Origin of the sequence: Halomonas sp. ALS9 (assembly GCF_001651035.1) — a bacterium.
Classification (GTDB): Bacteria; Pseudomonadota; Gammaproteobacteria; order Pseudomonadales; family Halomonadaceae; genus Vreelandella.
In genome coordinates this window covers 312,565-338,652 of sequence record NZ_LXRG01000054.1, presented here as the reverse complement: position 1 = coordinate 338,652, position 26,088 = coordinate 312,565, and the positions used below count along the sequence as shown (strand labels likewise).

Annotated in this window: 22 protein-coding genes; 5 read left to right on the top strand and 17 right to left on the bottom strand. The window is 55.0% G+C overall.

Features of this window, described 5'->3' with window-relative positions; translation table 11 throughout:
• Positions 1–2: 2 nt before the first annotated feature.
• The 8 genes from purH to ppa form a co-directional block, all read right to left on the bottom strand.
• Positions 3–1,601, bottom strand: a complete 1,599-nt coding sequence (gene purH / locus A6R74_RS03150) for a bifunctional phosphoribosylaminoimidazolecarboxamide formyltransferase/IMP cyclohydrolase (RefSeq protein WP_064233005.1) — start codon at positions 1,599–1,601, stop codon at positions 3–5.
• A gap of 62 nt (positions 1,602–1,663) precedes the next feature.
• Positions 1,664–2,029: a DNA-binding transcriptional regulator Fis gene (gene fis / locus A6R74_RS03145; RefSeq protein WP_064233004.1), complete on the bottom strand. Its 366-nt coding sequence runs from the start codon at positions 2,027–2,029 to the stop codon at positions 1,664–1,666.
• Positions 2,026–3,063, bottom strand: coding sequence for a tRNA dihydrouridine synthase DusB (dusB, locus tag A6R74_RS03140; protein ID WP_064233003.1), 1,038 nt, complete (start codon positions 3,061–3,063; stop codon positions 2,026–2,028). Before dusB ends, fis begins: the two co-directional genes overlap by 4 nt.
• Positions 3,064–3,190: 127 nt before the next feature.
• Positions 3,191–4,105: a 50S ribosomal protein L11 methyltransferase gene (prmA, locus tag A6R74_RS03135; protein WP_064233002.1), complete on the bottom strand. Its 915-nt coding sequence runs from the start codon at positions 4,103–4,105 to the stop codon at positions 3,191–3,193.
• Between the two features lie 157 nt (positions 4,106–4,262).
• Positions 4,263–5,603 carry an acetyl-CoA carboxylase biotin carboxylase subunit gene (gene accC / locus A6R74_RS03130; RefSeq protein ID WP_064233001.1) on the bottom strand — a complete coding sequence of 447 codons (1,341 nt, stop codon included), beginning with the start codon at positions 5,601–5,603 and terminating at the stop codon, positions 4,263–4,265.
• Positions 5,604–5,634: 31 nt separating this feature from the next.
• Complete coding sequence (gene accB, locus A6R74_RS03125) at positions 5,635–6,108, bottom strand: acetyl-CoA carboxylase biotin carboxyl carrier protein (protein ID WP_064233000.1); 474 nt, start codon at positions 6,106–6,108, stop codon at positions 5,635–5,637.
• 346 nt (positions 6,109–6,454) lie between these two features.
• Positions 6,455–8,308: a protein-disulfide reductase DsbD gene (dsbD, locus tag A6R74_RS03120; RefSeq protein ID WP_064232999.1), complete on the bottom strand. Its 1,854-nt coding sequence runs from the start codon at positions 8,306–8,308 to the stop codon at positions 6,455–6,457.
• A gap of 182 nt (positions 8,309–8,490) precedes the next feature.
• The gene (gene ppa / locus A6R74_RS03115; RefSeq protein ID WP_064232998.1) at positions 8,491–9,021 is read right to left on the bottom strand and encodes an inorganic diphosphatase; all 531 of its coding nucleotides are present in this window, start codon (positions 9,019–9,021) and stop codon (positions 8,491–8,493) included.
• A 312-nt stretch (positions 9,022–9,333) separates the two neighbouring features.
• Between ppa and A6R74_RS03110 the strand changes: the two genes are divergently transcribed.
• On the top strand, positions 9,334–11,049 hold the full coding sequence (locus A6R74_RS03110) for a bifunctional protein-serine/threonine kinase/phosphatase (RefSeq protein ID WP_064232997.1): 1,716 nt from the start codon (positions 9,334–9,336) through the stop codon (positions 11,047–11,049).
• 91 nt (positions 11,050–11,140) lie between these two features.
• On the opposite strand, the gene A6R74_RS03105 is transcribed toward A6R74_RS03110, so the two are convergent.
• Together A6R74_RS03105 and rnt are read right to left on the bottom strand one after the other, a co-directional pair.
• Complete coding sequence (locus A6R74_RS03105) at positions 11,141–12,400, bottom strand: 6-phosphofructokinase (protein WP_064232996.1); 1,260 nt, start codon at positions 12,398–12,400, stop codon at positions 11,141–11,143.
• A gap of 175 nt (positions 12,401–12,575) precedes the next feature.
• A complete protein-coding gene (gene rnt / locus A6R74_RS03100) occupies positions 12,576–13,244 on the bottom strand; it encodes a ribonuclease T (RefSeq protein WP_064232995.1) in 669 nt (222 codons plus the stop codon).
• Positions 13,245–13,529: 285 nt separating this feature from the next.
• Here rnt and A6R74_RS03095 point away from each other — a divergent pair, with 285 nt between their 5' ends.
• From A6R74_RS03095 to A6R74_RS03085, 3 genes are all read left to right on the top strand, one after another.
• Positions 13,530–14,750, top strand: a complete 1,221-nt coding sequence (locus A6R74_RS03095) for an argininosuccinate synthase (protein ID WP_064232994.1) — start codon at positions 13,530–13,532, stop codon at positions 14,748–14,750.
• Positions 14,751–14,840: 90 nt separating this feature from the next.
• Positions 14,841–15,173, top strand: a complete 333-nt coding sequence (locus tag A6R74_RS03090; RefSeq protein WP_064232993.1) for an HlyU family transcriptional regulator — start codon at positions 14,841–14,843, stop codon at positions 15,171–15,173.
• A gap of 33 nt (positions 15,174–15,206) precedes the next feature.
• Complete coding sequence (locus A6R74_RS03085) at positions 15,207–16,349, top strand: DUF294 nucleotidyltransferase-like domain-containing protein (RefSeq protein ID WP_064232992.1); 1,143 nt, start codon at positions 15,207–15,209, stop codon at positions 16,347–16,349.
• Positions 16,350–16,355: 6 nt separating this feature from the next.
• On the opposite strand, the gene A6R74_RS03080 is transcribed toward A6R74_RS03085, so the two are convergent.
• The 5 genes from A6R74_RS03080 to A6R74_RS03060 form a co-directional block, all read right to left on the bottom strand.
• A complete protein-coding gene (locus A6R74_RS03080) occupies positions 16,356–17,582 on the bottom strand; it encodes an EAL and HDOD domain-containing protein (protein ID WP_240488148.1) in 1,227 nt (408 codons plus the stop codon).
• Positions 17,583–17,671: 89 nt separating this feature from the next.
• Positions 17,672–20,425, bottom strand: coding sequence for a sensor histidine kinase (locus A6R74_RS03075; protein WP_064232990.1), 2,754 nt, complete (start codon positions 20,423–20,425; stop codon positions 17,672–17,674).
• A 2-nt stretch (positions 20,426–20,427) separates the two neighbouring features.
• Positions 20,428–20,637, bottom strand: a complete 210-nt coding sequence (locus A6R74_RS03070; RefSeq protein WP_064232989.1) for a hypothetical protein — start codon at positions 20,635–20,637, stop codon at positions 20,428–20,430.
• Positions 20,637–22,697: a 3'-5' exonuclease gene (locus A6R74_RS03065; protein ID WP_064232988.1), complete on the bottom strand. Its 2,061-nt coding sequence runs from the start codon at positions 22,695–22,697 to the stop codon at positions 20,637–20,639. Before A6R74_RS03065 ends, A6R74_RS03070 begins: the two co-directional genes overlap by 1 nt.
• Entirely contained in the window at positions 22,694–23,068 is a 375-nt protein-coding gene (locus tag A6R74_RS03060; RefSeq protein WP_064232987.1) for a response regulator transcription factor, read from the bottom strand. The genes A6R74_RS03065 and A6R74_RS03060 overlap by 4 nt, the downstream gene beginning before the upstream one ends.
• A 215-nt stretch (positions 23,069–23,283) precedes the next feature.
• On the opposite strand from A6R74_RS03060, the gene A6R74_RS03055 reads away from it, so the two are divergent.
• The gene (locus A6R74_RS03055) at positions 23,284–24,348 is read left to right on the top strand and encodes a tRNA-queuosine alpha-mannosyltransferase domain-containing protein (protein ID WP_064232986.1); all 1,065 of its coding nucleotides are present in this window, start codon (positions 23,284–23,286) and stop codon (positions 24,346–24,348) included.
• Here the strand turns inward: A6R74_RS03055 and A6R74_RS03050 are convergent.
• The gene (locus A6R74_RS03050) at positions 24,331–25,401 is read right to left on the bottom strand and encodes a carboxysome shell carbonic anhydrase domain-containg protein (protein ID WP_064232985.1); all 1,071 of its coding nucleotides are present in this window, start codon (positions 25,399–25,401) and stop codon (positions 24,331–24,333) included. The genes A6R74_RS03055 and A6R74_RS03050 overlap by 18 nt on opposite strands.
• 12 nt (positions 25,402–25,413) lie before the next feature.
• A complete protein-coding gene (gene nth / locus A6R74_RS03045) occupies positions 25,414–26,052 on the bottom strand; it encodes an endonuclease III (protein WP_064232984.1) in 639 nt (212 codons plus the stop codon).
• Positions 26,053–26,088: the final 36 nt, after the last annotated feature.

Sequence of the window (26,088 nt, the reverse complement as noted above, 5' to 3'; positions counted from 1 at the left end):
TTTTAGTGGCGGAAATGGCGCATACCGGTAAATACCATGGCTATGCCTGCTTCATTAGCGGCGTCGATCACTTCCTGATCACGCATGGAGCCACCAGGCTGAATGACCGCGGTAATACCTGCCGCCGCGGCTGCATCGATGCCATCGCGGAACGGGAAGAAGGCATCAGACGCCATCACTGAGCCGGGCACCGAAAGTCCTTCGTCAGCCGCTTTAATGCCAGCGATTTTGGCCGAGTATACACGGCTCATTTGGCCAGCGCCGACGCCCACGGTTTGGCCCTCTTTGGCGTAGACAATGGCGTTAGATTTAACAAATTTAGCCACGCGCCAGGCAAAAACTAAATCACGCAATTCTTGCTCGCTGGGCGCGCGCTGGCTGACCACGGTCAAGTCGTCGCGGGTGACCATGCCGTCATCGCGCTGTTGTACCAGCAAGCCGCCGTTAACGCGCTTAAAATCAAGCGCTGGCTGCTGCTCACCGGGCCAGTGTGCGCTGACGTCCAGCAAGCGTACGTTTTGCTTATTTGCCACAATGGCAGCAGCTTCGTCGCTGACGCCGGGGGCAATAATTACCTCGACAAACTGACGGTCAATAATCGCCTGGGCTGTTTCGGCATCCAGCGGCGTATTGAAAGCGATAATACCGCCAAACGCGCTGGTGGGGTCGGTGTCAAACGCTTTGTCATAGGCCGCAAGCGCCGTGGCGCCGATGGCGACGCCGCAGGGGTTGGCGTGCTTAACGATAACGCAGGCCGTCTCGTTAAAGGCCTTGACGCACTCAAAGGCGGCGTCGGTATCGGCCACATTGTTATAAGAAAGCGGTTTGCCCTGGAGCATTTTCGCAGTGGCAACGCTGGGTTCGCTTGCCTGAGGGTCTACGTAGAAGGCCGCTTGCTGATGGGGGTTTTCGCCGTAACGCATATCCTGCTTTTTGGCTAGCTGCAGGTTAAAGGTGCGTGGGAAAGACTCATCGGCAGTGGTTACTTTGCGGCCTAGGTAGTCAGCAATGGCGCCATCGTAGCCAGCAGTATGCTCAAAAGCTTTCACTGCTAAATCGAAACGCGTGGCGCGACTGACGTGGCCATCTTGGGCGGCCAACTCGCCTAGCACGCGGGCATAATCACTGCTATTGACCACAATGGTGGTGTAAGCGTGGTTTTTGGCGCAGGCGCGAACCATGGTTGGGCCGCCGATATCGATATTCTCGATGGCATCTTCAAGCGTGCAGTCAGGCTTGGCAACGGTGGCGGCAAAGGGGTAGAGATTGACCACTACCATATCGATCGGCGTGATATCGTTCTCGGCCATGACCGCATCATCCTGACCGCGGCGGGCCAAAATGCCACCGTGAATTTTCGGGTGCAGCGTTTTAACCCGGCCATCCATAATCTCGGGGAAGCCGGTGTGCTCAGACACTTCTTTCACGGCAATCGCATTTTCTTGTAGCAGGTGGAAGGTACCACCCGTGGAGAGCAGTTCAACTCCGTGCTCAGTCAGGCCGCGGGCGAATTCCACGATACCGGTTTTATCAGAAACGCTCAGCAGGGCGCGGCGAACGGGAGTAGCGTTACGGTCAGTCTGGGGAGGATTATCAGCCATTAGAGTGCTCGTGTGCAGAGTCGAGAATTAAAAAACAGTTAAAAACAACAGCGCCCCTGGGGTTATGGGGCGTCACCTTCGATAAGTCCGTATAGCTTGAGTTTTTTGCGCAGAGTGCCTCGGTTTAGCCCCAGCACATCGGCAGCCCGGGTCTGGTTGCCATCGGTGTGCTCTAGGACGCAGGCAAGTAAAGGCGCCTCTACTTCAGCCATCACCATGGCGTAAAGATCGCTAGCCTGACTGCCGTCCAAATGCTCAAAGTAGCGGCGCATGGCCGTCTCAACGGCCTCGCGAAGTGGCTGTGGCGGTGCGTTAGCCTCAGGATCCGCGAGCGTGCCCGCTAAATGAGCGTTGCTCGAGTAAAAAGCATCGCTGGAATAGGCGTCGCTGGAGTAGCTGTCGCTAGAGAGAAGATCGCGTTCGGTCATGCAGCATAGCTTCCTTTGGCTAGCAAACGCGTGGCGGCGCCGGGGGCCATCGCGTCGTTGATCCAATCAAATTGCGTTTCAGGTGATGCTAACGCATTGAACTGCTGCTTAAGCACGCGCTGCTGGTGCGGCGTAAAGCGTTGGTCATCACTGAGATACCAGCCGACATGTTTGCGCGCGATACGCACACCCATGTTGGTGCCATAAAACTCATGCAACGCTTCTAGGTGCCCGTGAAGCACTTGGTGGCGCTCCGTAAGACTTGGCAGTGCCATCCGCTCTCCATGTTGGAGGAAGTGGTTAATCTGTTGAAAGATCCACGGGTTACCCTGAGCACCTCGGCCGACCATTACCGCATCAGCGCCAGTATACGCGAGTACCTCGGCGGCTTTTTCGGGACTTGTTATGTCGCCGTTGGCAATCACTGGAATCGATAGGCGAGACTTGATCTCAGCAATCGTGTCGTACTCTGCCTGTCCAGTATAGCGCTGTTGACGATGTCGGCCATGTACAGCGAGCGATTGAATACCCGCTGATTCGGAGAGACGGGCAATACGCAGGGCATTATTTGATTCGGCGCACCAGCCAGTGCGGATTTTCAGCGTTACGGGTATATCAACTGCCGCCACCACCGCCTCAAGAATCTCTGCCACCAAGGCCTCATCGCGAAGCAGCGCCGAACCGGCTGCTTTGTTACACACTTTTTTGGCCGGGCAGCCCATATTGATATCAATAATCTGCGCGCCCAGCTCGGCATTCAAGCGTGCCGCCTGAGCGAGCATTTCAGCGTCGCCACCGGCGATTTGCACCACTCGCGGGTCGGGCTCGCCGCGGTGATCCATGCGCAGCTGAGATTTACGAGTATGCCATAAGCTAGGGTCTGCAGTGACCATTTCACCCACTACCCAGCCAGCCCCTAGTCGTCGACATAGCTGGCGAAAAGGCCGGTCTGTGACGCCGGCCATTGGCGCAAGCATTACCCGGTTTGGTAATGCAAAGGCCCCAATGGTGGGTAATGTATCGATTGAGGTCATGGCGTCGGGCTTTGTCGGTTGTGAGCTGTGAGTGCTGGTCTGTAACTACGGGTCTGGCGGCGAGTAGGCGTTTCAAGGGTGCGTATGATACGCCTACTCGGTGATGGGGTGAAGGCCATTTGCCGCTTTAACGTGGACGCATGCCGCTAAGTCGCACCCATCCTTCGCGTATGACTGGCTCATCCATAACGATGCCTTGCACTGCATAGGCGTCGTACACATCATCAGCCTGATTGGCCAAAATCCCCGATAGTGCAATGCGCCCGCCGGGCGCCACATGCCCAGCAATCATGGGCGCTAGTTCAACCAACGGGCCCGCTAAGATATTGGCAGTCACGATAGGGTAGTCGCCACAATCGCTTAACTGTTCAGGGTAGTAGAGAGAGAAATCCGACTCCGCAATAGCGTTACGCTCAGCATTGTCGCGGCTGGCTTGCAGTGCCTGGGGATCAATATCGGTGGCATCGGCGTGACGAGCCCCCAGCTTAAGTGCGGCAATGGCGAGAATGCCTGACCCGCAGCCCACATCTAAAACGGTTTGTTGGGCTAAGTGGCCTGCCACCGCCAGCTCATCCAACCACTCCAAGCACAGCGCCGTGGTCGGGTGCGTGCCGGTGCCAAAAGCAAGGCCAGGGTCGAGTATTAAATTAACGGCGTCGGCCTCGGGTGGTTCGTGCCAGCTGGGTACAATCCATAGGCGTTGCCCCATGCGTAGCGGCGTGAAGTCATCCATCCACTCACGCTCCCAATCCCGATCAGCTAGCAGCTCATATTCGATGGTTGGGCAGGGCTCGCCAGGCATCTGTTCAGACCATGCGGCCTCAATGCGCTCCAGCATGCTCTCGACGCCCTCAAGATCATCGTACAGACCGGTCAGTACGGTATCTTCCCACAACGGTGTGGTCCCGCGCTCAGGCTCAAATACCGGGTCGTCGTGAGCATCCTGAAGTCCTATGGCCGTCGCGCCCTCATCAAGCAATAGCTCTTCAAGGAGCTCTGCCTGTTCAGGTGCGACGTGGGCTTTGAGTTGCAGCCAGGGCATGGAGGTTCTCCGCAAGGCGAATTAAAGACACATTGATAAAAGCACATTCACTGAAGGCACATTCAGTCAAAATACCTTGAGTAAAAACAAGGACGGGGTGGACATGGCCACCCCGCTGGGCATCACACAGTGCGCTGGAAAGCGCTTGGCTGCTGTATTAGCTGCTGAGTTTCTTTTCCAGGTAGTGAATGTTGACCCCACCTTGACGGAAGTAGCTGTCGCGCACCAGATCTTTTTGCAGGTCGATATTGGTTTTAATACCTTCCACCAAAAGCTCGTCGAGGGCATTGCGCATTCGCGTCAGGGCTATTTCACGGTCAGCGCCCCAGGTGATCAGCTTGCCGATCAGTGAGTCATAATGCGGCGGCACGGTGTAGCCGGTATAGAGGTGAGAATCCATGCGCACGCCCAGGCCACCGGGGGCGTGGAACAGCGTTACCTTGCCGGGCGAAGGCATAAAGGTGCGAGAGTCTTCGGCGTTAATCCGGCACTCAAAAGCGTGGCCATTGAGCTTTACATCTTCCTGTCGAATTGACAGCGGCAGACCCGAGGCAATACGTAGCTGCTCTTTAACAATATCCACGCCAGTAACCATTTCGGTGACCGGGTGTTCAACCTGAACGCGGGTGTTCATCTCGATGAAGAAGTATTCACCGTCTTCGTAGAGGAACTCAAAGGTGCCTGCGCCACGGTAGTTGATTTTGATACATGCTTGACGGCACGCTTCAAGCACCTGGGCGCGGGCGTCTGGATCAAGACCTGGCGCCGGGGCTTCTTCGAGCACTTTCTGGTGACGCCGTTGCAGTGAGCAGTCGCGGTCATAAAGATGAATCGCGTTACCCTGGCCGTCAGCTAGCACCTGAACCTCGACGTGGCGCGGCTTCTCAAGGAATTTTTCCATGTAAACCGTGCCATCACCGAAGGCAGCGTGGGCTTCAGTTCGGGTAACGGTAATCGCCGACAACAAATGACCTTCAGTGTGCACCACGCGCATGCCGCGACCACCGCCACCGGAGGCAGCTTTAATGATGACCGGGTAACCAATACGGCGTGCGGTGGCTAGATTAGTCGCGTCATCGTCACCTAGGGGGCCGTCTGAGCCGGGAACCGTGGGAACGCCAGCTTCTTTCATCGACTGGATGGCGCTGACTTTGTCGCCCATTAGGCGAATCGTCTCGGCGCGAGGGCCAATAAAGGTAAAACCCGAGCGCTCAACCTGTTCGGCAAAATTGGCGTTTTCAGACAAAAAGCCATAACCAGGGTGAATAGCGGTCGAGTCAGTAACTTCAGCCGCGCTGATCAGGGCCGGAATATTTAAATAAGACTGCGCTGACGAAGCCGGGCCAATACACACGGCTTCATCCGCCAGGCGAACGTGCATAAGTTCACGATCAGCTTTGGAGTGTACCGCTACGGTTTTGATGCCCAGTTCTTTACAGGCTCGTAGGATACGAAGGGCAATCTCGCCGCGGTTGGCGATAAGTACCTTGTCCAGCATGGGAGAGTCCACCCGTGTTGAAAATGAAAGATTAAGCGATAACGATCATGGGTTGATCGAATTCCACTGGCTCGCCATCTTCCACCAGGATGGCTTCCACCACACCGTCGCGGTCAGCTTCAATCTGGTTCATCATTTTCATGGCTTCAATGATGCATATGGTATCGCCCTGCTTGACGCTATCGCCAACTTCTACAAACGATTTGGCGCCCGGTGCCGGGCTACGGTAGAAGGTGCCAACCATGGGCGAATTGACAGCTTCACCACGGTAGCTAGCGCCCTGAGGCTCTGCTTCGGCAGCAGGCGATGCCGCCGGAGCACCCGCCGCGGGAGCTGGTGGGTAGCCAGGATGTTGGGCATATTGCGGCATGGGCTGAGGCTGCCACGAGGCACCATTAGGGTGGCGGCTGATACGTACTGATTCTTCGCCTTCCTGAATTTCAATCTCGCTAATATTGGATTCTTCGAGCAGCTCAATCAGTTTCTTAACTTTGCGGATATCCATGGCATAGCCCCATCAATGTCATAACAGAAGATTATGAGAAATAGTCACAAGCTACCCCGGCCAGTGGGCGAGGGTGCTGTGCGGCACTTGTGTAAGCGCAGTAAACCAAAAGTAAAAATGAAGAGAACGCTGCATGTTAGCGAACGTTACCCCGTTCTCACCGTTAAAAAAGCAAGTTTTTAGCTAATATGGGAGCGGAGTTTGCCGAAAAAGTGCCAGGATGTCCAGCAACAGCCTAAGTCAACGTCCATACCTGCTTGTCGTTAAAAATTAAACAACTGTTTGAAGAAGTTCGCTGCAAAAAGCCGTTTTAGCGCCTCACGTGCTGCTATGACAGGTGTTGATATCAGCGGTTCACTAGCCATTGGCTGACTGTTTCGAGATGCTCGTGCAGTTGGTCGGCAGCCACTTCACCTTGGATGCGTGCAGGGCGGATCTCTTCACCCTGGCTAAAAAACAGCAGGCTGGGAGGGCCGAAGAGATCGAATTGCTCGAGTAACTCACGGCTCTGGGCGTCAGAGTGGGTGACATCGGCGGCGATCAAGGTGTAATTGCTTAGCGCGGCGGACACCTGTGGGTCGGGATAAACATCCCGCTCTAGCAATTTGCAGGAAATGCACCAGTCGGCAGTAAAGTGAACAAACACCGGCTGGTGAGCGCCATCAGCTTGAGCAATAGCCGCTTCAAGCTCGGTTAAGCTGGTTACCTCAGTAAAGTCGAGTGTTGCTGCTTGCGGCTTGCCGGAAAGGCTGGACGTTGCTGCAAGAGGGCGTAGGGGGTTGCTGCCACCTTGAGCGGCGCCAATTACCAGCGCTATCCCCCAGGCCAACAGCATCAGCCCCAACGTTTGGCGTGCCCGGGGCCACCCCTGTGGCTGATTGAAATTTAACGCCCCCAAGGCCAGCGCTGTACCAATCGCCAGCGCTGCCCATAGCAACAGCGCAATGGGTGCAGCCACTAAACGCGCAATCATCCAAATCGCGACGCCTAGCAGCAAAAGACCAAAGGCGATCTTCACCCCATTCATCCAGGCGCCCGAGCGGGGCAGCAGCGTGGTGCCAAAGGTGCCGACCAGAAGCAGCGGTACGCCCATCCCCATTCCCAACGCAAACAGCACCGCGCCGCCCATCGCCGCATCGCCAGTCGACGAGATAAACACCAGCGCACCTGCTAAGGGCGCTGTTACGCAGGGTGACACCACCAGCACCGAGAGGGCGCCTGCTAAGGCTAGCCCTGCTGGACCACTGCGTTGCGCGCGGGCCTGCCAAGCGTCGATACGGTTTGCTAAACGGGGCGACAGGTTAAGGTTAAAAGCCCCGAACATGGCCAGTGCAAAGAGCGTGAACAGCACGGCAAAGGTGATTAATACCGGGGCTGACTGTAGACGCGCCTGAAGATTAAGCCCGGCACCAAATAATCCCATTAACACCCCGACTAGCGCGTAGGTCAGTGCCATGCCGAGCACATAGCTTAGGGAGAGTGCAAACGCGCGGGGGCGGGTAGGGTTTTGGCCCACCACGATCGATGACAAAATCGGAATCATCGGCAGTACGCAGGGGGTAAAGGTAAGCCCTAGGCCGGCAATAAAAAACAGTCCCAGCGCTAGCGGCAAGCTAGCATTGCTGATCAAAGCACTAAAGCGGCTGTCTTCGCTTTGCGGCCCAGAGAAATCACTCTGCGAGGGAGTGGTTTGATTAGCAGTGCTATCACCTGCTTGCCAGTTTGCAAATTGAATGGGCGGCTCAGTTTCACTGGCTTGCAGTTGCGTGCGCTCTGGAGGGTAGCATAAGCCCGCATCTGCACAGCCTTGAAACGTAAGCTCTACGTTTAAGGGGCCTGAGTAGGTAGCATCCAGGGGGGCTTCAAATACTAACGAATCGCGAAATACATACACATCTCCCATGAACTCATCGTTGGTAAAGAGGCCCTGGGGGATGACGGAGTCGCCAAAGCTAACGCCCTCAGTTTGGCTGACAAGTGCAAGCTGGTGGCGATACAGATAGTACTCATCAGCGATATCGATGCCGATATAGAGCGTATCGCCATCATGCCAAGCGGTAGGCTGAAAGGCTTCCATCACCGGCAAAAATTCGTCTTGATTGCTCGACGATGAAAACCATTGAGCGTGCGCACTTAGCGGCAACAAGCCGAGAAAAAAAACCAATAACGACAATAGGCTCAGGCGTTTAACAGATAACACGGTGCGTCCTTAATCAATGGCAGCGCAATGAAAGGCAAACAGCATACCGCAACCCTTAACCCTTGGCGTATACGCTGCGGTGACGTGACGCGGACAGTTAATTCTTCTAACGCAATAAGGCCGCCCGAAGGCGGCCTTATGGCTACTAACGGCGCATCATAATAAACGCCGCAACGTCACTATTACGCCTTCTGATAGGCGGCAACAGACTTCTCAATCGCCTTGCGGGCAGCGTCAGCGCCTTCCCATGACTCTACTTTTACCCATTTGCCTTTTTCGAGATCTTTGTAGTTCTCGAAAAAGTGGGCAATTTGCTGGCGCAGTAGTTCAGGTAGATCAGTCACTTCATGGACATCGTCGTAGAGAGAGCTCAGCTTGGCGTGGGGCACGCAGATCAATTTGGCATCTTCACCCGCTTCGTCGGTCATGTTCAGAATGCCCACCGGGCGTGCGCGAACAATGCTGCCAGGCTGAACCGGGTGCGGGGTAACCACCAAGGCATCCAGGGCATCGCCATCGTCGGCCAGCGTATGTGGGATAAAGCCGTAGTTAGCGGGGTAGAACATGGGAGTGGCCATAAAGCGGTCAACGAGAAGTGCGCCCATGTCCTTGTCAATTTCATACTTAATGGGATCGTGGTTTGCTGGAATTTCGATCACCACGTAAACGTCGTTGGGGAGATCCTTTCCAGCGGGGATATTATCGAAGTTCATCGTTGATTCCTTGGTAGTTCAGTGACTAAAGTCGTGCTGTGGCTAAAGTCGTGCAGTGGTTAGGCAATCGTTTCAAAGTCGTTTATGGCGAAGAATTATACGAACATGGCTGCCCGATTACCAATGCGACATAGGTTGGCCGTAAGCGATCACCCCTGAGCCCTTAAATCGGATGAAAACGATAGAGACGTTTGGTGGGCATCGTTTCTGCTCTGCTGCGTGTATCATAGGCAGCGTTTATTGACAGTATTGGTTGATAGTATTGGTTGACAGTGATGTCCCTCGATCGAGTCGGCAGCCTAGGAGGATGACTTGTCGCACGCCCAGTTGCTCATCAGTTTTGGTCAAGCGTTTGTCGCGCCCGATAGGCGCCTGCACCGCAGTTCAATGTCGGTTCGCTTTCCTGAAGCGCCGCTGCTGCGCGCCAAAGGCGGCTGTGCGGTGATTAGCGACTCCATTTCGCGCAATACCATGGCCAAACAGGCGGGGGATATTAGCGTACGGGGCTTCCTGGCCGACTATTTTTCCACCCCCGACCACTGGGATGTTAAAACCTCGGCCACTCGCGTACTGCGCGCGCTCAACAGCTGGTGCTACAGTCAAAGCCAGCATGTCAAAGAGGGCAGTTTTGTTTCATCCATGTCGGCGATGGTGTTTCGTGGTCGCGAAGCCCACCTGTTTCATATGGGCGATACGTTGGTGTTTCGTTTGCGCGGTGCGGAGTTTGAACAATTAAGCCGTGACCATGTGACTGATTTAGGCGGCTATCGCTACCCCTCACGGGCGCTTGGCATGGATGGCAGTGTCGATATCGACTATACCCATATTGCACTTAAGCAAGGCGATCTTTTTCTGTTTACCACCCAGGGTGTGCGCGGCACACTGCTGCCATCGGACTATGTGCGCTTGATTCGTCAGGACGCCAGTGACCTGGATGCCGCCTGCGAGCGGTTAGCTGATGAAGCCAAGCAGCGCGCCCAGGAGCGCGGCTATGGTGGTGATCAGTTCTGTTTCCAACTGGTACGTATCGACGAATTACCCGAAGAGATCACCGAGCACCCGGGGCAGCTATACGGCGATCTGCCTATTCCGCCTGAGCTGACGCCGGGTGAGCGTTTAGACGGCTTGGAGATTCTCGCCGTGCTATCGAGAACGGCCCAGTCGCGGGTTTATCGTGTTCGCGATGTGCATAGCGAGCGGGAAATGGTCATGAAAGCGCCCAGCCCTGAACTTTCGCTACGCAATGCATATCTTGAGCATTTCCTGCTTCAACAGTGGGTAGTGGAGCGTGTTAACTCGCCGTTTGTGGTTAAAGTGATGGAGCCATCCCGGCCACGCCGCTACCTGTATTATTTGATGCAACATATTGAAGGCGAAACGCTGCGGCAATGGGCGGAGCGCCATCCTCAAGCGAGCCTGACCCAGCGCTTGGATATTGCCAATCAGCTAGGGAAAGCGGTGCAGGCGCTGCATCATCGGGACATTATTCATCAGCAGATCAATCCCGATAACATCTTGATTGACCCCCACGGAAAGCTAGTGCTCACCGATTTTAGTGCTTGCCATATGCGCGATGGAGAAGGGCATCGCCACTCCGGTGAATTGCTCCGCCAAATTGGCTTTAACGAGCACACCGCCCCTGAATATGCTTTGGGCGACAGTATTGGCCGGCGCAGCGATCAGTTCTCGCTAGCCTCGACAACGTATTGGCTGTTAACCGGCGCTTTGCCCTATACGTTGACACCCAATCGTTTGCGTAGTCATACCGACCTTGAGGAGTTGACTTACCGCGGGGCGCGTACCACTAACCCGGAAATCTCTCCAGAATTAGACGATGCGCTTCGTCGCGCCTTGGATCCTCAAAGGGCGCTGCGGTTTAGACGCATGTCCGAGTTTTTGCATGCGTTGAGGGTGCCGCTTGTGCGACTACCTAATCGGGAAGAGAGTAGTCAGGAGCCGCGGCGTTTTTGGCAGGGGGTGGCGGGAATACTGTTATTGCTGCTAGTGCTTTCCTGGTTGCTGCGCTAAACCTAACCAGCGCACTACATATAAAACGGGCGATGAATCACTTCATCGCCCGTTTTTGTTGCCGCTATCTTAGTTGCTCTGCGTTAGCTGCTTACAGCGTGAAAATAGGCAGCTTGCGCTCGGCTTTGGCCAGTTTCAGCTTAGCCACTTTAGGCAGGCCGTTCTCAAACGGTGGGAAATCCTCGCCCTGGATCAGCGGTGAGAGATAGTCCCGGCAGGTTTGGGTAATGGCAAAGCCGCTTTCGCTAATAAAGTCCCGGGGCATAAATTTCTCTTGATTGGCCACCTGGGCGAGCGGGGCGGAGATGACATCCCACTGATAGGGTGACTGAGAAATACGGCGAATGGCGGGCATCATGGCGTTTTTACCTGCCAGCGCCAAGGTGACCGCTTCGCGGCCCACCGCATAGGCTTGTTCAACGTCGGTTTTAGACGCCAGGTGACGTGCTGCCCGCTGAAGGTAATCAGCCACCGCCCAGTGATACTTGTAGCCTAAATCCTGCTTGATCATACCGGCAAGTGTCGGGGCTACGCCGCCAAGCTGACGGTGGCCAAACGCATCGGTATTGCCCGCGTCGGCCAGAAAGGTACCATCTTCATAGCGCGCGCCTTCAGAAACCACGATAACGCAGTAGCCATACTGCTTAACGCTCTCTTCAACCCGCGCCATGGCCGCTTTACGGTTGAAGGGGATCTCCGGGAAGATAATCATATGCGGCGGTTCGCCTTCGGCTTCGCCAGCTAAACCACCGGCGGCGGCGATCCAGCCCGCGTGGCGGCCCATGACTTCGAGCACAAATACCTTGGTGGAGGTCGCGCACATGGAGGCGATATCCAGCGAAGCTTCCAGGGTCGAGGTGGCAATATACTTGGCCACACTGCCAAAGCCTGGGCTGTTATCGGTAATCGGCAGGTCGTTGTCCACGGTTTTGGGCACGTGGATAGCGGTCAGCGGATAGCCCAGCTTCTCGGAAAGCTGCGAGACCTTTAAGCAGGTGTCGGCGCTGTCACCGCCACCGTTGTAAAAGAAGTAGCGAATATCGTGGGCCTTGAATACCTCAATCAAGCGCTCGTACTGGGCGCGGTGGGTATCAATGTCTTTCAGCTTATAGCGGCAGGAACCGAAAGCGCCGCCCGGCGTATGGCGTAGCGCCGCAATCGCTTCATCGCTCTCCTGGGTAACGTCGATCAGGTCTTCCGTTAAGGCACCAATAATGCCGTTATGACCGGCATAAACCTTGCCAATCTGATCGGGTGCTTGACGGCAGGCTTCGATAACGCCACAGGCGCTGGCGTTGATCACGGCGGTGACGCCACCGGATTGGGCGTAAAAGGCATTATGCTGAGCCATGGAAACGTCTCATCTCCTGAAAACGGTTGGGTAAATCGGCAACAATTCATCACTGCTCTTTATCACTGCTACGTACGCGCGGGGGGCAGGCGGCAGTGGGTTACAAAATGGCGCTACTGCAATGTCGCAAAGTTTAGCGTAAAGCCCTGTTGACTGCATTAGCTGCGGCGGTCTGTTAATCCCCGCCGTCCATCTCCTGTTCACGCTGTGCGAGCTGCCAGCCACCCAGGTCTTTATAGCGATTGACCATGGCGCAAAATAACTCTGCAGTGCGCTCGGTGTCATAGCGAGCGGAGTGGGCAGCCTTGTTGTCAAACTCAATGCCCGCGGCACGACAGGCCCGGGCAAGCACTGTTTGGCCATAGATCAGACCTGCAAGTGTGGCGGTATCAAAGCTTGAGAACGGGTGGAAGGGGTTGCGCTTAATGCCGCAGCGATTGACCGCCGCGTTCAAGAAGCCCTGATCGAACGCCGCATTATGGCCGACTAAAATAGCGCGCGTGCAGTCGTGGGCTTTGATCGATTTTCTGATCGGGCGGAAAATTTCTCCCAGCGCTTCAGACTCGCTCAGCGCAACCTGGCGACGCAGGGGGTCGTCCAGGTTGATACCGGTAAAATCGAGCGCGGACTGCTCTACATTCGCGCCCTCAAAGGGCTGAATGTGGTAGGCATAGGTGGCATCAGGAAGCAGGTTGCCCTCCGGATCCATGGTCAGCGTGACGGCGGCTATCTCAAGTACAGCGTCGCCTTGGGCATTAAATCCCCCGGTTTCTAAATCAACGACCACGGGCAGGTAACTACGAAAACGTTGGGCCATTAATTCGCGGGCAATTGCCTCGCTCATGCAGCTCTCCTTATCTTCAAGCGAGTAATAGTTGAAGCAATAATAATAAAGCGAGTATCCAGTCAACATCAGCGGCAAACCACCGCTTTGAGTGGTGTGATTCTAGCAGCTTTAGCCCCCAGGCGTCGTTGACGGTATTCGCTGGGCATTGAGAACGCTATACTCAAGGTCTGTTTCAAAGGGCTATCTCAAAGGTCTAGCCCCGAGAGCGATCGCATTAGCCGAGCGCTAATGGCAGATGTGGTTTTTACTCATGAATTTCTTATGGTCAACGAGGAGCAAAGAATGTCCGATGTCAAAAAGGTTGTGCTGGCTTATTCAGGCGGCCTGGACACATCCGTAATCGTTAAGTGGTTGCAAGAGACCTACAACTGCGAGGTAGTGACTTTTACTGCCGACATCGGTCAGGGCGAAGAAGTCGAACCGGCGCGAACTAAAGCACAAGCGCTTGGCGTAAAAGAGATTTACATCGAAGACCTGCGCGAAGAGTTTGTGCGCGACTACGTCTACCCGATGTTCCGCGCCAACACTATCTATGAAGGCGAATATTTGCTGGGCACTTCTATCGCTCGCCCGCTAATTGCCAAGCGCTTGATCGAAATTGCCAATGAAACCGGTGCCGACGCTATTTCCCACGGTGCCACGGGTAAAGGCAACGATCAGGTACGCTTTGAACTTGGTGGCTATGCCCTGAAGCCCGGTGTAAAAGTGATCGCTCCTTGGCGCGAGTGGGACTTAACTTCTCGTGAAAAGCTAATGGCTTACTGCGAAGAGCATAAGATCCCGGTCGACTTTGCCAATAAAAAGAAAAAATCGCCTTACTCAATGGATGCCAACCTGCTGCACATCTCCTACGAGGGCGGCATTTTGGAAGATCCCTGGGCCGAAGCCGAAGACGATATGTGGCGCTGGAGCGTTTCTCCTGAAGCCGCCCCCGATACCCCCACTTACGTTGAACTGACGTACGAAAAGGGCGATATCGTGGCCATCGACGGTGAGCCGTTGAAAGCGCATGAAGTGCTCGAAAAACTCAACAAACTAGGTGGTGACAACGGCATTGGCCGGTTGGATATTGTTGAAAACCGCTATGTAGGCATGAAATCCCGTGGCTGTTATGAAACGCCAGGGGGCACCATTATGTTGCGCGCCCACCGTGCCATTGAGTCGCTAACCCTAGACCGCGAAGAAGCCCACCTGAAAGATCAACTGATGCCAAAATACGCGGAAGTGATCTACAACGGATATTGGTGGAGCCCAGAGCGTCGCATGCTGCAGGCTGCGATTGACGAGACCCAGAAGAATGTATCGGGTGTCGTGCGTATGAAGCTCTATAAAGGCAACGCTATCGTGGTGGGGCGTAAGTCTGATGATTCGCTATTTGATGAATCCATCGCTACCTTCGAAGATGATGCAGGCGCTTACGACCAGAAAGATGCTGAAGGCTTTATCAAGCTGAACGCGCTGCGGTTGCGCATTGCCGCGGGTAAAGGGCGTAAACAGAGCTAATTAAAAGAGCACCGCAAACCTTGCTAGGGCGGCAGGCTGTTACTGCCGCTCTACAAGAGAAGGAGCCGCTGTGTATAAAAAGGAGTCATCATGCTAAAAAAAATACTTTCCGGTCTCTTTGGTAGTGATCGTCAGGCTGAGCCAGGCGCTACCACCAAAGCAGCTGAACCAGTGGAATACAAGGGCTACGAGATTGTCTCTCAGCCAGATGATAAGAGCGGTCAGTACCGCGTCAGCGGCTGGATTCGTAAGGCGGATGCCAGCGGTGAAACCCTTGAACACCGCTTTGAGCGTTCCGATATGCTACCAGGGCGAGATGCCTGCGATACCATGATGGTCACCAAAGCGCAGCGCTATATTGATGAAGTGGGTGATGCGATGTTCACGCCAGACCCACGCCGGGCAGGCGATAGCGAGCAGTAATGCCGTCAAATCATTCAGTCGAAGGAGAGGCGTATGCGTTTAGTACACCAAGCCTCACCCTGGCGCTCTCTATTCTATGAGAATGGAACGCTTAATACCTCGGCGCTCAACGCGCCGTTAGATCATCTCTTCGCTAAGCTCTTCGCAAATCACTCCTCGCCTTACACCTCTTTAGCTGAATCCTACGCGTGGCAACTGCCGCTAGTGGAAACACTGGTGCATTATGACCTGCCCGCCTGGCGGATAAGCCAAATTATCAGTGACCACAATGCCCATCTCTATCGGCAAGCTATAGGACTATCCCTGGACGAAATGCAGGCGCAAGGGTGGGGCGTACCGCCAGTCAACTACTGCGTACTGCTGCTAGGTTCCGCGGCGCGCTTTGAGAGCCTGCTAGGCCCCGACCAGGATAATGCGCTGGTTATTGACGACTACCCGGATCACCGCCATGTGGAGATCGACGGCTATTTTCAAGCGCTCGGCGAACGGTTTACTCAACGCCTGGATGAAGCAGGGATCCCACTCTGCCATGGCCATGTCATGGCGCGCTGGCCGATGTGGCGCAAACGGCTTAGCGAATGGCAAGCACAGCTTGAGATATGGAGCGCCGACCGGCAGGTAAAGCGCGTGCAGCAGACCAATATCTTGCTCGATTTTGCCCCAGTAGCGGGCAATCCAGTGTTTGCCGAGCGATTGGGTTATAGCATTGCTGCCACACTTCCCAAAGCGTCACTGTTTATGAATGAAATGGCGGCGCTGTTAGATGAACTGCCGGTGGCGCTGGATCGGTTTGGACGCCTTGCCTCAAGCCCAGGCCTGGAGGCCCCCCACGATCACGCCATTAACCTTAAGCATCAAGGCTTACTGCCATTAATCAGCGCTACGCGCTTGCTTTGTCTGCGCTATGGGCTAGCCAACATAGCGACTCGCGAACGATTGATCGCGCTCAGTCATAGGGCAGATGTACTAACCTCGGCTGAATCAGAGCTGCTGGTGGCGGCTTTTGAGCGTCTGCAGCAGCGCCTATTGGATCAGCAGCGGTATAACAAAACCCGTGGTCAAGCTGTGGATGGCTGGGTTGATCTGAGACGCCTACGCGAAGATGAACGCCTGCTGTTGAAGTTTGATTTACAGCAGATCAAACGTTTGAATTCTACTGCTCAGAGTGGGTTGTAAAACAAATCATTTTACATCGGTATACACAAGTGAGCGTGCTTTAGAGGCCGCTTGGAGCATGATGTCGGATGGGAAATCAACAGGAGAAAATTGACTTTCAGCTGCCTCCACATCATTGAGCAACTTACCTAATGAACCAGCGCGTTGATTGATGGCATCTTCAATAAGTCGCCCAAGCCTGATTTCATTCTTCATTAGCTCTGCACTAATACCGAGAATGGTAGGCATTAGCGAGAATAAACCGGCAATAAAGCTTTCTTGCTCATCAAGTCGGCGTTGGTCGGCCATCATTTCACAGGCAAATGCGCGAGTTAAGCCTTTGATAAGGTTTAGTTTGCTAACAGGGCTATTGTTGGCGAGCATCACAATGGTGACCAGAGTGCGTAGCTCCCTAAGCCCTATAATATGTAAACAATCAATCAGCTTAGTCGTGGGGCGACGTGAACCCTTCTCCGCGGAATTTGCGCGCTTGAATATTGCGCTTAGCAAGTAAGGATCCCTAGCCACTAACGTACTGATTTCAGAGAGGCGTACGTTGTCGCTATACAGTGCGGAGAGTAACTGCATTTGGTTGGCGCGTGACGTTGAGAGACGAGCCGTTTGCGTTGGTTGAGTTTTAGGGCGTTCATAAAAATAGCCCTGGAAAAGAGTAAAACCAAGCGCTTTACACTGGTTAAACTCTTCTTGCGTTTCCACTCGTTCTGCCAGAAGCGTAACCCCTTCTTTATGAAGCTTTTTTATAAGTTTTTTAGGTATGCTATTGGAAATATCAAACTTGACGATGTCACAGAAGGGCAGGAAAGCATGGTTATGTTCATCTAAAACGAAATCATCTAGCGCTAATGTATAGCCTTGGCTTTTAATGTAGTGCAAGGCATCAATCACTTCTTTCGTGGGCGGGGTATCCTCAAGAACCTCAATGACTATTTGCTGGCTAGGCAGCCCAGTCAGGTCTGGATTAGTGAGCCATTCCGCGGAAGCATTAATAAATAGCTGACGTGAACCGCAAAGTTTATCCAGGCCAATTTCATAAACAGCAATTGCACATGCTCTAGCGGTGGCTTGGACATTATCAATAACATTGGCAGTCTGGTTTGTTCCATTAGCACGATAAAGAAGTTCATCGGCGACATGGCGTAGCTGAGCATCAACTATTGGCTGAATCGCAATAGTATACTCATTGGTGTTGGCTTGTTGAGGAGGGGGACACTCATTATTCATCGGCTCATCCACGGCATGCTGCTTTAGGCGAAAGTAGAATTCTGAAATAAAGAATAACTTAGTTTAAGTGAGCAAAGCTAGCCGTTGTAACCAATATGTGATCAACGCTTCACGTCATCCGGCGCGGCGGGGAGTTCCAGTGTTAAGCAGGCGCCACCTAAGGTTTTGGCATCCTCGACCCACAGCCTTCCCCCCAGGTGGGCGATAATGCCCCGACTAATCGGCAATCCTAAGCCGCTGCCTCTCGGTCGACCTCGCGGAATATCATCGTCCTGTTGAATTTGGTGAAACTTTTCAAACACCCTTTCACGCTCATCTTCACTAATACCCGCACCGTTATCCTCTACGCTTAGCCGGAAATGACGGCGATGGCGGTAAAGCGTGAGGCGTACTTTTGGCTGCTCTCGGTCGGCAAACTTGCCTGCGTTATCAAGCAGATTAATAATCACCTGTTCTAAGCGGTCATGGTCGCCGACTACCATGGCAGGGTCAGCTGCTAAGCTAACGTCTAACGCAATGCCGCGCTCTTCATGGAGGTGCGCAATCGCGTCAATGCTATGCCGAGTTAGGGCAGCAAGGTCGAGGGGCACGGGGTTAAGCGTTAAACGACCACTCTCCAGGCGGGCAAGATCGAGAATCTCCTCAATTAAGCGCGAAAGCCGCTGGCTTTCGTGAACAATGACACCCAGGAAATGCTGGCGCTTCTCATTAGGTAACTGTCCGCTATCGCGCAAAATTTCCGCAAAGGCGCGGATGGAGGTGAGCGGCGTGCGTAGTTCGTGGCTGACCATGGCGACAAACTCATCTTTCAAGCGATCCAGCTCACGTAGCCGCTCATTGGCGCTACGCAACTCTTCCCCGATTTTCACCAGCTCCTGGGACTTCTGCTCCAAACGGCGGTTGTACTCCAGGGTTTGTGACGTCGTGTCCAAAATGCTCAGAATCGACTCAATATCCAGTGCTTCGCCGCGCACCACCGAGTTAATCAATACTCGCGCAGAGGAACTGCCCAGCGCCCCTGCCAACGCCTGTTCGGCACGGTTGATCAGCTCGGCAGTGGCGGGTTGATCAGCTGCATAAGCACTTTTGGTTCCGCTATGGCTGAATACACGACGAGTGGTCTGGGTACCCAAATAGCGAACAAGCAGCTCTTTGAGTGCCCCCTGAGTCGTTTGCCCGCGCCATAGTGACGTCGAGAGCGAAGAGGTTTGCAGGTTAGGGTGCATCGCTTCAGTGAACAGCGCTGCCTGGGTTTGCTCAAGGGGTGTCGGGCGTGTAAACAGCGAGACACCTACCAATAACCCCACATTGGCCAACATGCTCCAGAGCAGCGAATGGGTGTATATATCCCAATTTTCGAGCCCGAATAAGCCGTAGGGCATTAGCCAGGCAATTCCCCAGGGGCCTTCAGTGAGCAGAGAAGCATCCAACCAGCCAGACTGGGCAAACCCAGGTAGCAGTAGCGTGTAGCACCAGATTAAGAACCCGGCGATTAAGCCAACGGTGGCGCCTTGGCGCGTCGCGCCGCGCCAATATAGGCCAATCAACAGCGCTGGTGCGAACTGGGCCGCTCCGGCAAACGAGACCAGCCCAATCGTCACTAAACTGTAGGAGTCACCAATCAGCGCATGGTAGAGATAGCCGAGTAGCAGAATCAGCACGATAGCGATGCGACGAATACCTAACAGCCAACCGGCAAGCTCGCCTTTGGTACTTAGGTGCAGCCGCCGTGAGCGCAGTAGCAGGGGCATTACCAGCTGATTGCTGACCATGGTGGAGAGCGCGATGGTTTCTACAATCACCATACCTGTCGCCGCCGACAGGCCGCCAATAAACACCAGTAGCGGCAGGCCTTCTAAACCGGCTGAAAGCGGTAGTGTTAGCACAAAGCTGTCCGGGTCGCCTGCGCTGACGCCTAGTAGCAGCCCAGCCAAGGCAATGGGAATAACGAACAGATTAATCAGCAGCATATAGAGGGGAAATAGCCAGCTTGCGCGAGCCAAGTGCTGCTCGTCGACATTCTCGACCACCAATACCTGAAATTGCCGGGGTAGGGTTAAAAAGGCCAGAAAGGCCAGCACCAACATTCCTACCCAGCCCGTGACGCCACCGGGAACGCTGTCCAAACGCATGCTATCGATAAGGGCTGGCGTGGCTGCTACCTGGGCAAACAGTGCGGCCGGGCCTTCAAACATCACAAATACGACAAAAATGCCAACAGCCATAAAGGCGACTAGTTTGACGATGGATTCCACCGCGATGGCCGCTACCATGCCTTCATGGCGCTCGCTGGCATCCAGGTGGCGTGTGCCAAACAGAATAATAAACACCGCCAATACCAAGGCGACCCAGAGGGATTTATCCATCCAGAAGTGTTCATCCACCAAGGTAGTGTCGGCTGCGCGGGGATAATTGATCAGTACCGCGTGGCTGACGGTAATCGCTTTTAACTGCAGGGCGATATAGGGAGTGATACTAATCAGCGCCATCAGTGCAACAAGGGCGCCTAAGCTAGTGCTTTTGCCATAGCGGGCGCTGATAAAGTCGGCAATCGAGGTGATCCGCTGACGCGCGGCGATGCGCACCATCTTGCGGATGACAAAGGGAGCCAACAGCATCGCCAGCGTTGGCCCCAGGTAGATCAGTAAAAAGCTGGGGCCATATTCGGCGGCGCGGCCAACGCTGCCGTAGAACGTCCAGGCTGTGCAGTAAACGGCAATAGAAAGGGCATATACCGTAGGCGAGCCAATGATCGAGCGACCCTGTTCCGCCCGGCGGTCGCCCCAGGCGGCAACCACAAACAGCAGCGCCAGGTAGCCAAAGGCGGTGCCGAGGATCATCGCCTCGCTACGCATGGTTAGCGGCCTGCTCGCTGTTCCATCAGCCAGGCGGTTAAGCCAATCACCACTGCCCAGGCGATAAATAGATACAACGGTAGCCAGCCCACGCTAAAAGCAGGCAAACGATCGACGACAATAATCAGCGGCGGACAGAACAGCAGCAGGGCGATGGCCACTAACGCCATCAGGCGCTCTGTTTGGCGTGATTTAACACCGAACGGTTTCATCAGGCACTGGCATCCTGTCGGTCGAAGGCGTTGGCTTGCAGCGCTAACAATTGCTCAAGCGTATCGACGCCGCGGGCTTCTAAGCGTGGCAGCAGGGCTAGCCATAGCTCGGCGGTCACGCGGGCATCGCCTAATGCAGTGTGGCGGGTGCCCGGTGGAAAAGCCAGATCATAGCGCTGGGCCAGGCTGTCCAGGTCATGACCATCCAGCGCTTCGTCCAGTGCCCGGGAAATCAGCAGGGTGTCAATCACGGGGATATCAAAGACAACCCCTTTGTGGCTGATGGCGAGTAGATCAAAGGCGGCGTTATGGGCCAGCAGTACCGCTTCGCCGACATAGTCACGAAAGCGGGTAAGCACAATATCCAGCGGCGGTGCGCCGACCACATCGGCATCGGTCAAGCCGTGAATCGCGGTGCTAGCGGGAGGGATAGGCCGCTGGGGGTCGACTTTTTGATCGAAGGCTTCGCTGGCCAATAAACGCGCGTTGACCACGCGGCAGGCGCCAAGGCTGATCACTGTATCGCCCCGGCGCAGCTCAAGCCCGGTGGTTTCCGTATCAAAGGCGACGATTTCCAGGCTGCGCAGCGTTCGGCTGGCCAGCGCTTCATCCGGCGGGGGCAGGTCGGCGATGCCAAAGTCATGGAATTCAGGGCGTGGCGGGGCGGTTTCCCGTGGGGCGCCGACACGCTCCATGGCGGGCAGGGGGAGCCGCAAGCGTGAATAAATGCCATTATCGTCGGCCAGGCACCAGATGTCGCTGGCGTGTTGGCGCAGCACATCAGCGACGCTGGGGGTCAACGGCAGTGAGTTGAGCGGCTGCTGGCGCCACTCCGCCAGTTCATGCTCGGGAATCGCCTTACCTCGCCAAATAAGGTCGAGATAGACGCGTTTGTTACCCAGGCATATCTCACCTTCAAAGCCACTGTCAGGCAGCTGGACATTGAGGTGTTTCACCAAAGAGTCAAACAGTGCGATCAAAGCGGGGGCGTCGCCTTTAAACCAGGCGGGCATGCCCACCGGAGTAATTAAGCGGTGCGCCGGGTCAAGGCGCTCATCAAGCGCCTGCCAGAAGTCGTTTGACCACATCGGCGTTAAGCGCTCGCCCTGGTGCTGCATATCGTCGAGCAGTTGGCCGATTTTCGCCACGTTGTCGCCGAGCGTAGCGCCCTCTTCTTGAATAACCCGCTCAAAACGCTGGCGTAAAGACGACGTGCTAGCATCGTTTTGGTTACGCAGTTGAATCAGGGCATCGGCGGCGCTGGTCAGGCTGGCGGTATGCTGACGCAGCGGTGTGAGCATATCGGCCAGTTCCGCCCTAACGCCCATTTCGCTCGACCAAGAGGCAGTGGCGTCGCTAAATGTCAGCAGTGTTTCGCCATCGCTACCCGGCACGCGACGTAAAATCACCTTGAGCCAGCGGTCGTCGCAGGGGGCGAGTAATTCGCGCGGTGAGCCGTCGTTAGGCAGTTGGCCGAGCATTTGTTGTAGGCTCGCCACCGGAAGCAGCGCTTCAAGGCGTTTACCCAGCCCTAGCCCGGTGTTACCCGCAAAAAAGTCCTCGGCCGCCTGATTGAACAGCATGAGACGGCGGTGGTGATCGCACAGTAGCAGCGGTGTTTCGAGTACTTGCAGCAAGGTTTCCAACTCTTGGCGAATGCGTGCTGCGCTTCGCGCACCGTCAGCGTGAGCAGTGGTAAGGCGACTGCGATCTGATCGCCAGCTTTCGCGTACCCGGCGTAGGTCGGGGCCCAGCCCTTTGAGCCAGCCTTCGGGTGGGTGTTCGTCTCGGGCATCGGGGTTGGCGACTAAGCGCGCCAACTGCACCTGCAAATGGCGCAGTGGGGTAAACAGCATGCGCTCAAGCAGCAAACCGACTAAAAAAATCGTTGCGCCACCGGAAAAGCTGCCTAGCCACAGGGCAATGCGCGTTACGCCAGTGGGGGCAAGCTGGGCATCCAGCCAGGCGGCAAAAATGGCCCCGCCCAGCAGGCTGATGCCGCTAAGTAGCAGCCACAGACCCATCAGACGCTGACGTTTGGGTAGCCCGGCCCGGGTCATGGCTGCTCCTCGATCAGTAGCGCTTTGACTTTTTCCACCAGCGACTGGGTTGAGAAGGGCTTGGTGATGTAATCATCGGCGCCCAGTGCCATGCCTTTCTCCCGCTCAACATCTCGCCCGTGAGCAGTCAGCATGATAATCGGCAGTTGGGCGGTGGCCGCCTCGCCACGCAACCGCTCTAAGACGTCAAAGCCGCTAATCCCCGGTAGGCTAATATCGAGTAGCAGCAGATCGGGGTGGCTGTCATTCACTCTTGCCAGGGCCTGTTCACCATCTTCGGCAGTGACGACCTCAAACCCTGCTTGCTCCATCAGGAACTCTAGCGATAAAACAATGTTGGGTTCGTCATCGACAACGAGCACTTTAGCCATGGAGCTCTCCTGCTTTTAGTTGTTTTAACCTTGCCTGGAGTCTAGATAGATCTAACGGGTCAGCCAAGACGACCTTGGCCGAATGCAGGTAAGACAGGAGCTTCTGCAAAAGAGTTTTCAAAAAGAGCTTTCAAGCGCGCTTTGTTACACTGCCTGCCACGTGGCCATAGCTAGGGTGTTATGGCTTCCACTGATTTGGTTGCTGGGGCTTGTTAATGCGCGTTCTTCTGTTATCTGCCTATGAAGCGGTGAGTCATCGTTACTGGGCACAAAGTTTGATGGCGCAGCTAGATGAGGTGTCATGGACGCTGTTGAGTCTGCCTCCACGCCATTTCGCCTGGCGTATCCGCGGTAACCCGCTGAGCTGGATGCTAAAAGAGCATGACACCCTTAGCCAGCATTTCGATGTGGTCTTGGCCACTTCGATGGTTGATTTGGCAACGTTGGTGGGGCTTTTCCCCCACTTGGGGCAAGCTAGAAAAATCGTCTATTTCCATGAAAACCAGTTTTCCTATCCGGAATCGAGCGATCAAATGCCGCAAGTAGAGGCCAAGATGGTCAATCTTTATGCGGCGTTGGCGGCGGATAGCGTGGTGTTTAACAGCGCCTATAATCGCGACTCTTTTATCGATGGCGCACGGGCTTTCCTGAAAAAAATGCCGGAAAATCTTCCCGCAGTTAAGCCTCTTGAAGCGCTGCGTGCGCGCGCCCAGGTGTTGCCGGTTCCCATCCCTGTTAGCAATAAAACGTCTCGCGATGCAACGATGCCTCATCGTATCGTTTGGAATCATCGCTGGGAATACGACAAAAATCCTGACGACTTTTTTGCGGTGCTGTTTGCCTTAAGCGACGCCGGGGTCTCGTTTGAGCTAGCGGTAATGGGTCAGCGTTTTCGTCAAGCCCCGGCTATTTTTGCCGAGGCCGAGCAGCGCTTAGCCAAGCACATTGTGGCTTGGGGGCCACAGCCGGAAGAGGCGTATCGCGAACTGCTAGATAGTGCCGGTATTGTGGTATCGACGACATGGCATGAGTTTCAGGGCTTGGCGATTATGGAGGCGGCCCAGCGCGGGGCGCTGCCGCTGGTGCCTGATCGGCTCTGTTTCCCCGCTCTCTACCCGCCAGACTATCGTTACGACGGCACGCGGGAGGGGCTTTATGAGCGGCTTAATACTTGGCTAACCGACCCGGCGGCTCGTCCTGAACGCCTTGATGCCACCGCGTGGGAGTGGCCTGCTTGGCGTGAGGCATACCGCCAGCTTTTATCAGACGAGCGGGTCTAGTCGGCGGGTAGGCCAGTGAACCACGGCGGTATGGCGACGCATCTTTTGCGCAAGTGTTGGGTGTTCTCTATGAATCACCTGCTCGGCAAACTCGGATAGGAAATGTGATTTCAGTTCTGCCCGGGCACGGTCGACGCCGCTATGCTGGTAGGGTGTTGACGCCAACAGCATAAACCCATCGTCTGGAATGCGTCCGGCGCGCATATTGGCGTCAATGATAGTGGCCGCGGTGCCAATGGGTACCGCTAAATCAGGTCCGTAAGGCCCTATGATCAAGGCAGTATTGGGTAGGTGCAAAAAATCAAAGCCCCGGCCAATGCAGATCACCCACTCCCGGTGCTCAATATCCAGCTCTCGCTCGACACCCTGGAGTTCGCTAACGTGGGCAAGATTGCCTTCCAGCAGCGGCAGCAGATCTCGTTGCATATCATGAGGCATATCCGGGCAAATAGCGTTCAGTTGACTGCTCAACCCCTCAGGAGCACTCTCCACCCAGTCGCTTACATCCAGGGTCGCACCCTCTTTCCCGTGAATAATTAGCGCATCACTGTCGGTTTCAAATCCACACACCAGTGGGTAAACCTGCTGGTGATCGTGGCCGAACAGCTTGCCCGCCTGTTTGGCAATCGCATAAGCGTGGGCTTTAGCGGCCTGTGTATCGCAATTAAAACCGGCGCAGCCACGGGCCTGGTTGCCTCGCGAAAAGTGATAGGTGATCAGCATCAGTGTGGCGCGCCCCGCCTGAGCCGCATCGACTACCGTGTCGGTCAGTAGCTCACCCAAGTAGGGCCAGCCCAAATCAAAAATGCCGCCGAGATTACGAAATGGGGTAATAATCCCTAACGGCGTACGTGTAGCATGGGGAATATGAATCCGCCCATCCATGCACTTCATCACCACGATGGAGGTGGGGTGCTGGGCCATATAGCGTTGCCGTGCCAGCCATGCCCCGGGGCTACAGAATTGCTCGGCATGTTGCTTTGAGAGATCCAGCAGCGCGTCGATACGCCTTGAGATGGGCTGGTCGTGGAGTAGCGTGGCGGGGGTAGGCATGTAGCACTCCGTCTAAGCGAGTTCAGTTTTATCTTTATAGTCGCACAGATCCTCGATAATGCAGCTACCGCAGCGGGGTTTACGGGCAATACAGGTGTAACGGCCGTGCAGAATCAGCCAGTGGTGAGCATCGTGAAGGAAGGCTTTGGGTACGTGGCGCAGCAGTTTTTGCTCAACCTCTAAGACATCTTTGCCTTTGGCGATGCCGGTGCGGTTGGATACCCGGAAAATATGCGTATCCACCGCCATAGTGGGTTGGCCAAAGGCGGTATTAAGTATCACGTTGGCAGTTTTACGACCTACCCCCGGCAAGGCCTCTAACGCTTGGCGGGTGTCGGGCACCTCACCGCCGTGCTGATTGACCAGCATGTGGCAGGTCTTCATCAGGTTTTCGGCTTTGGTGTTGTAGAGGCCGATGGTTTTGATATGCGCTTTAAGCTCATCGATACCTAAATCAATAATCGCCTGGGGCGTGTTGGCTACTGGGTAGAGTCGCGCCGTGGCTTTATTAACGCCCACGTCGGTGGCTTGAGCAGACAGCAGCACGGCGGCCAACAGCTCAAACGGCGTGTTCCAATTAAGCTCGGTGGTTGGGTGCGGGTTCTCTGCCTGGAGGCGAGTGAAGATTTCATGACGCTTTTGGGCATTCATGGCGGTTCTCTTGGTTTGATTGTCCCCGTTATTTAC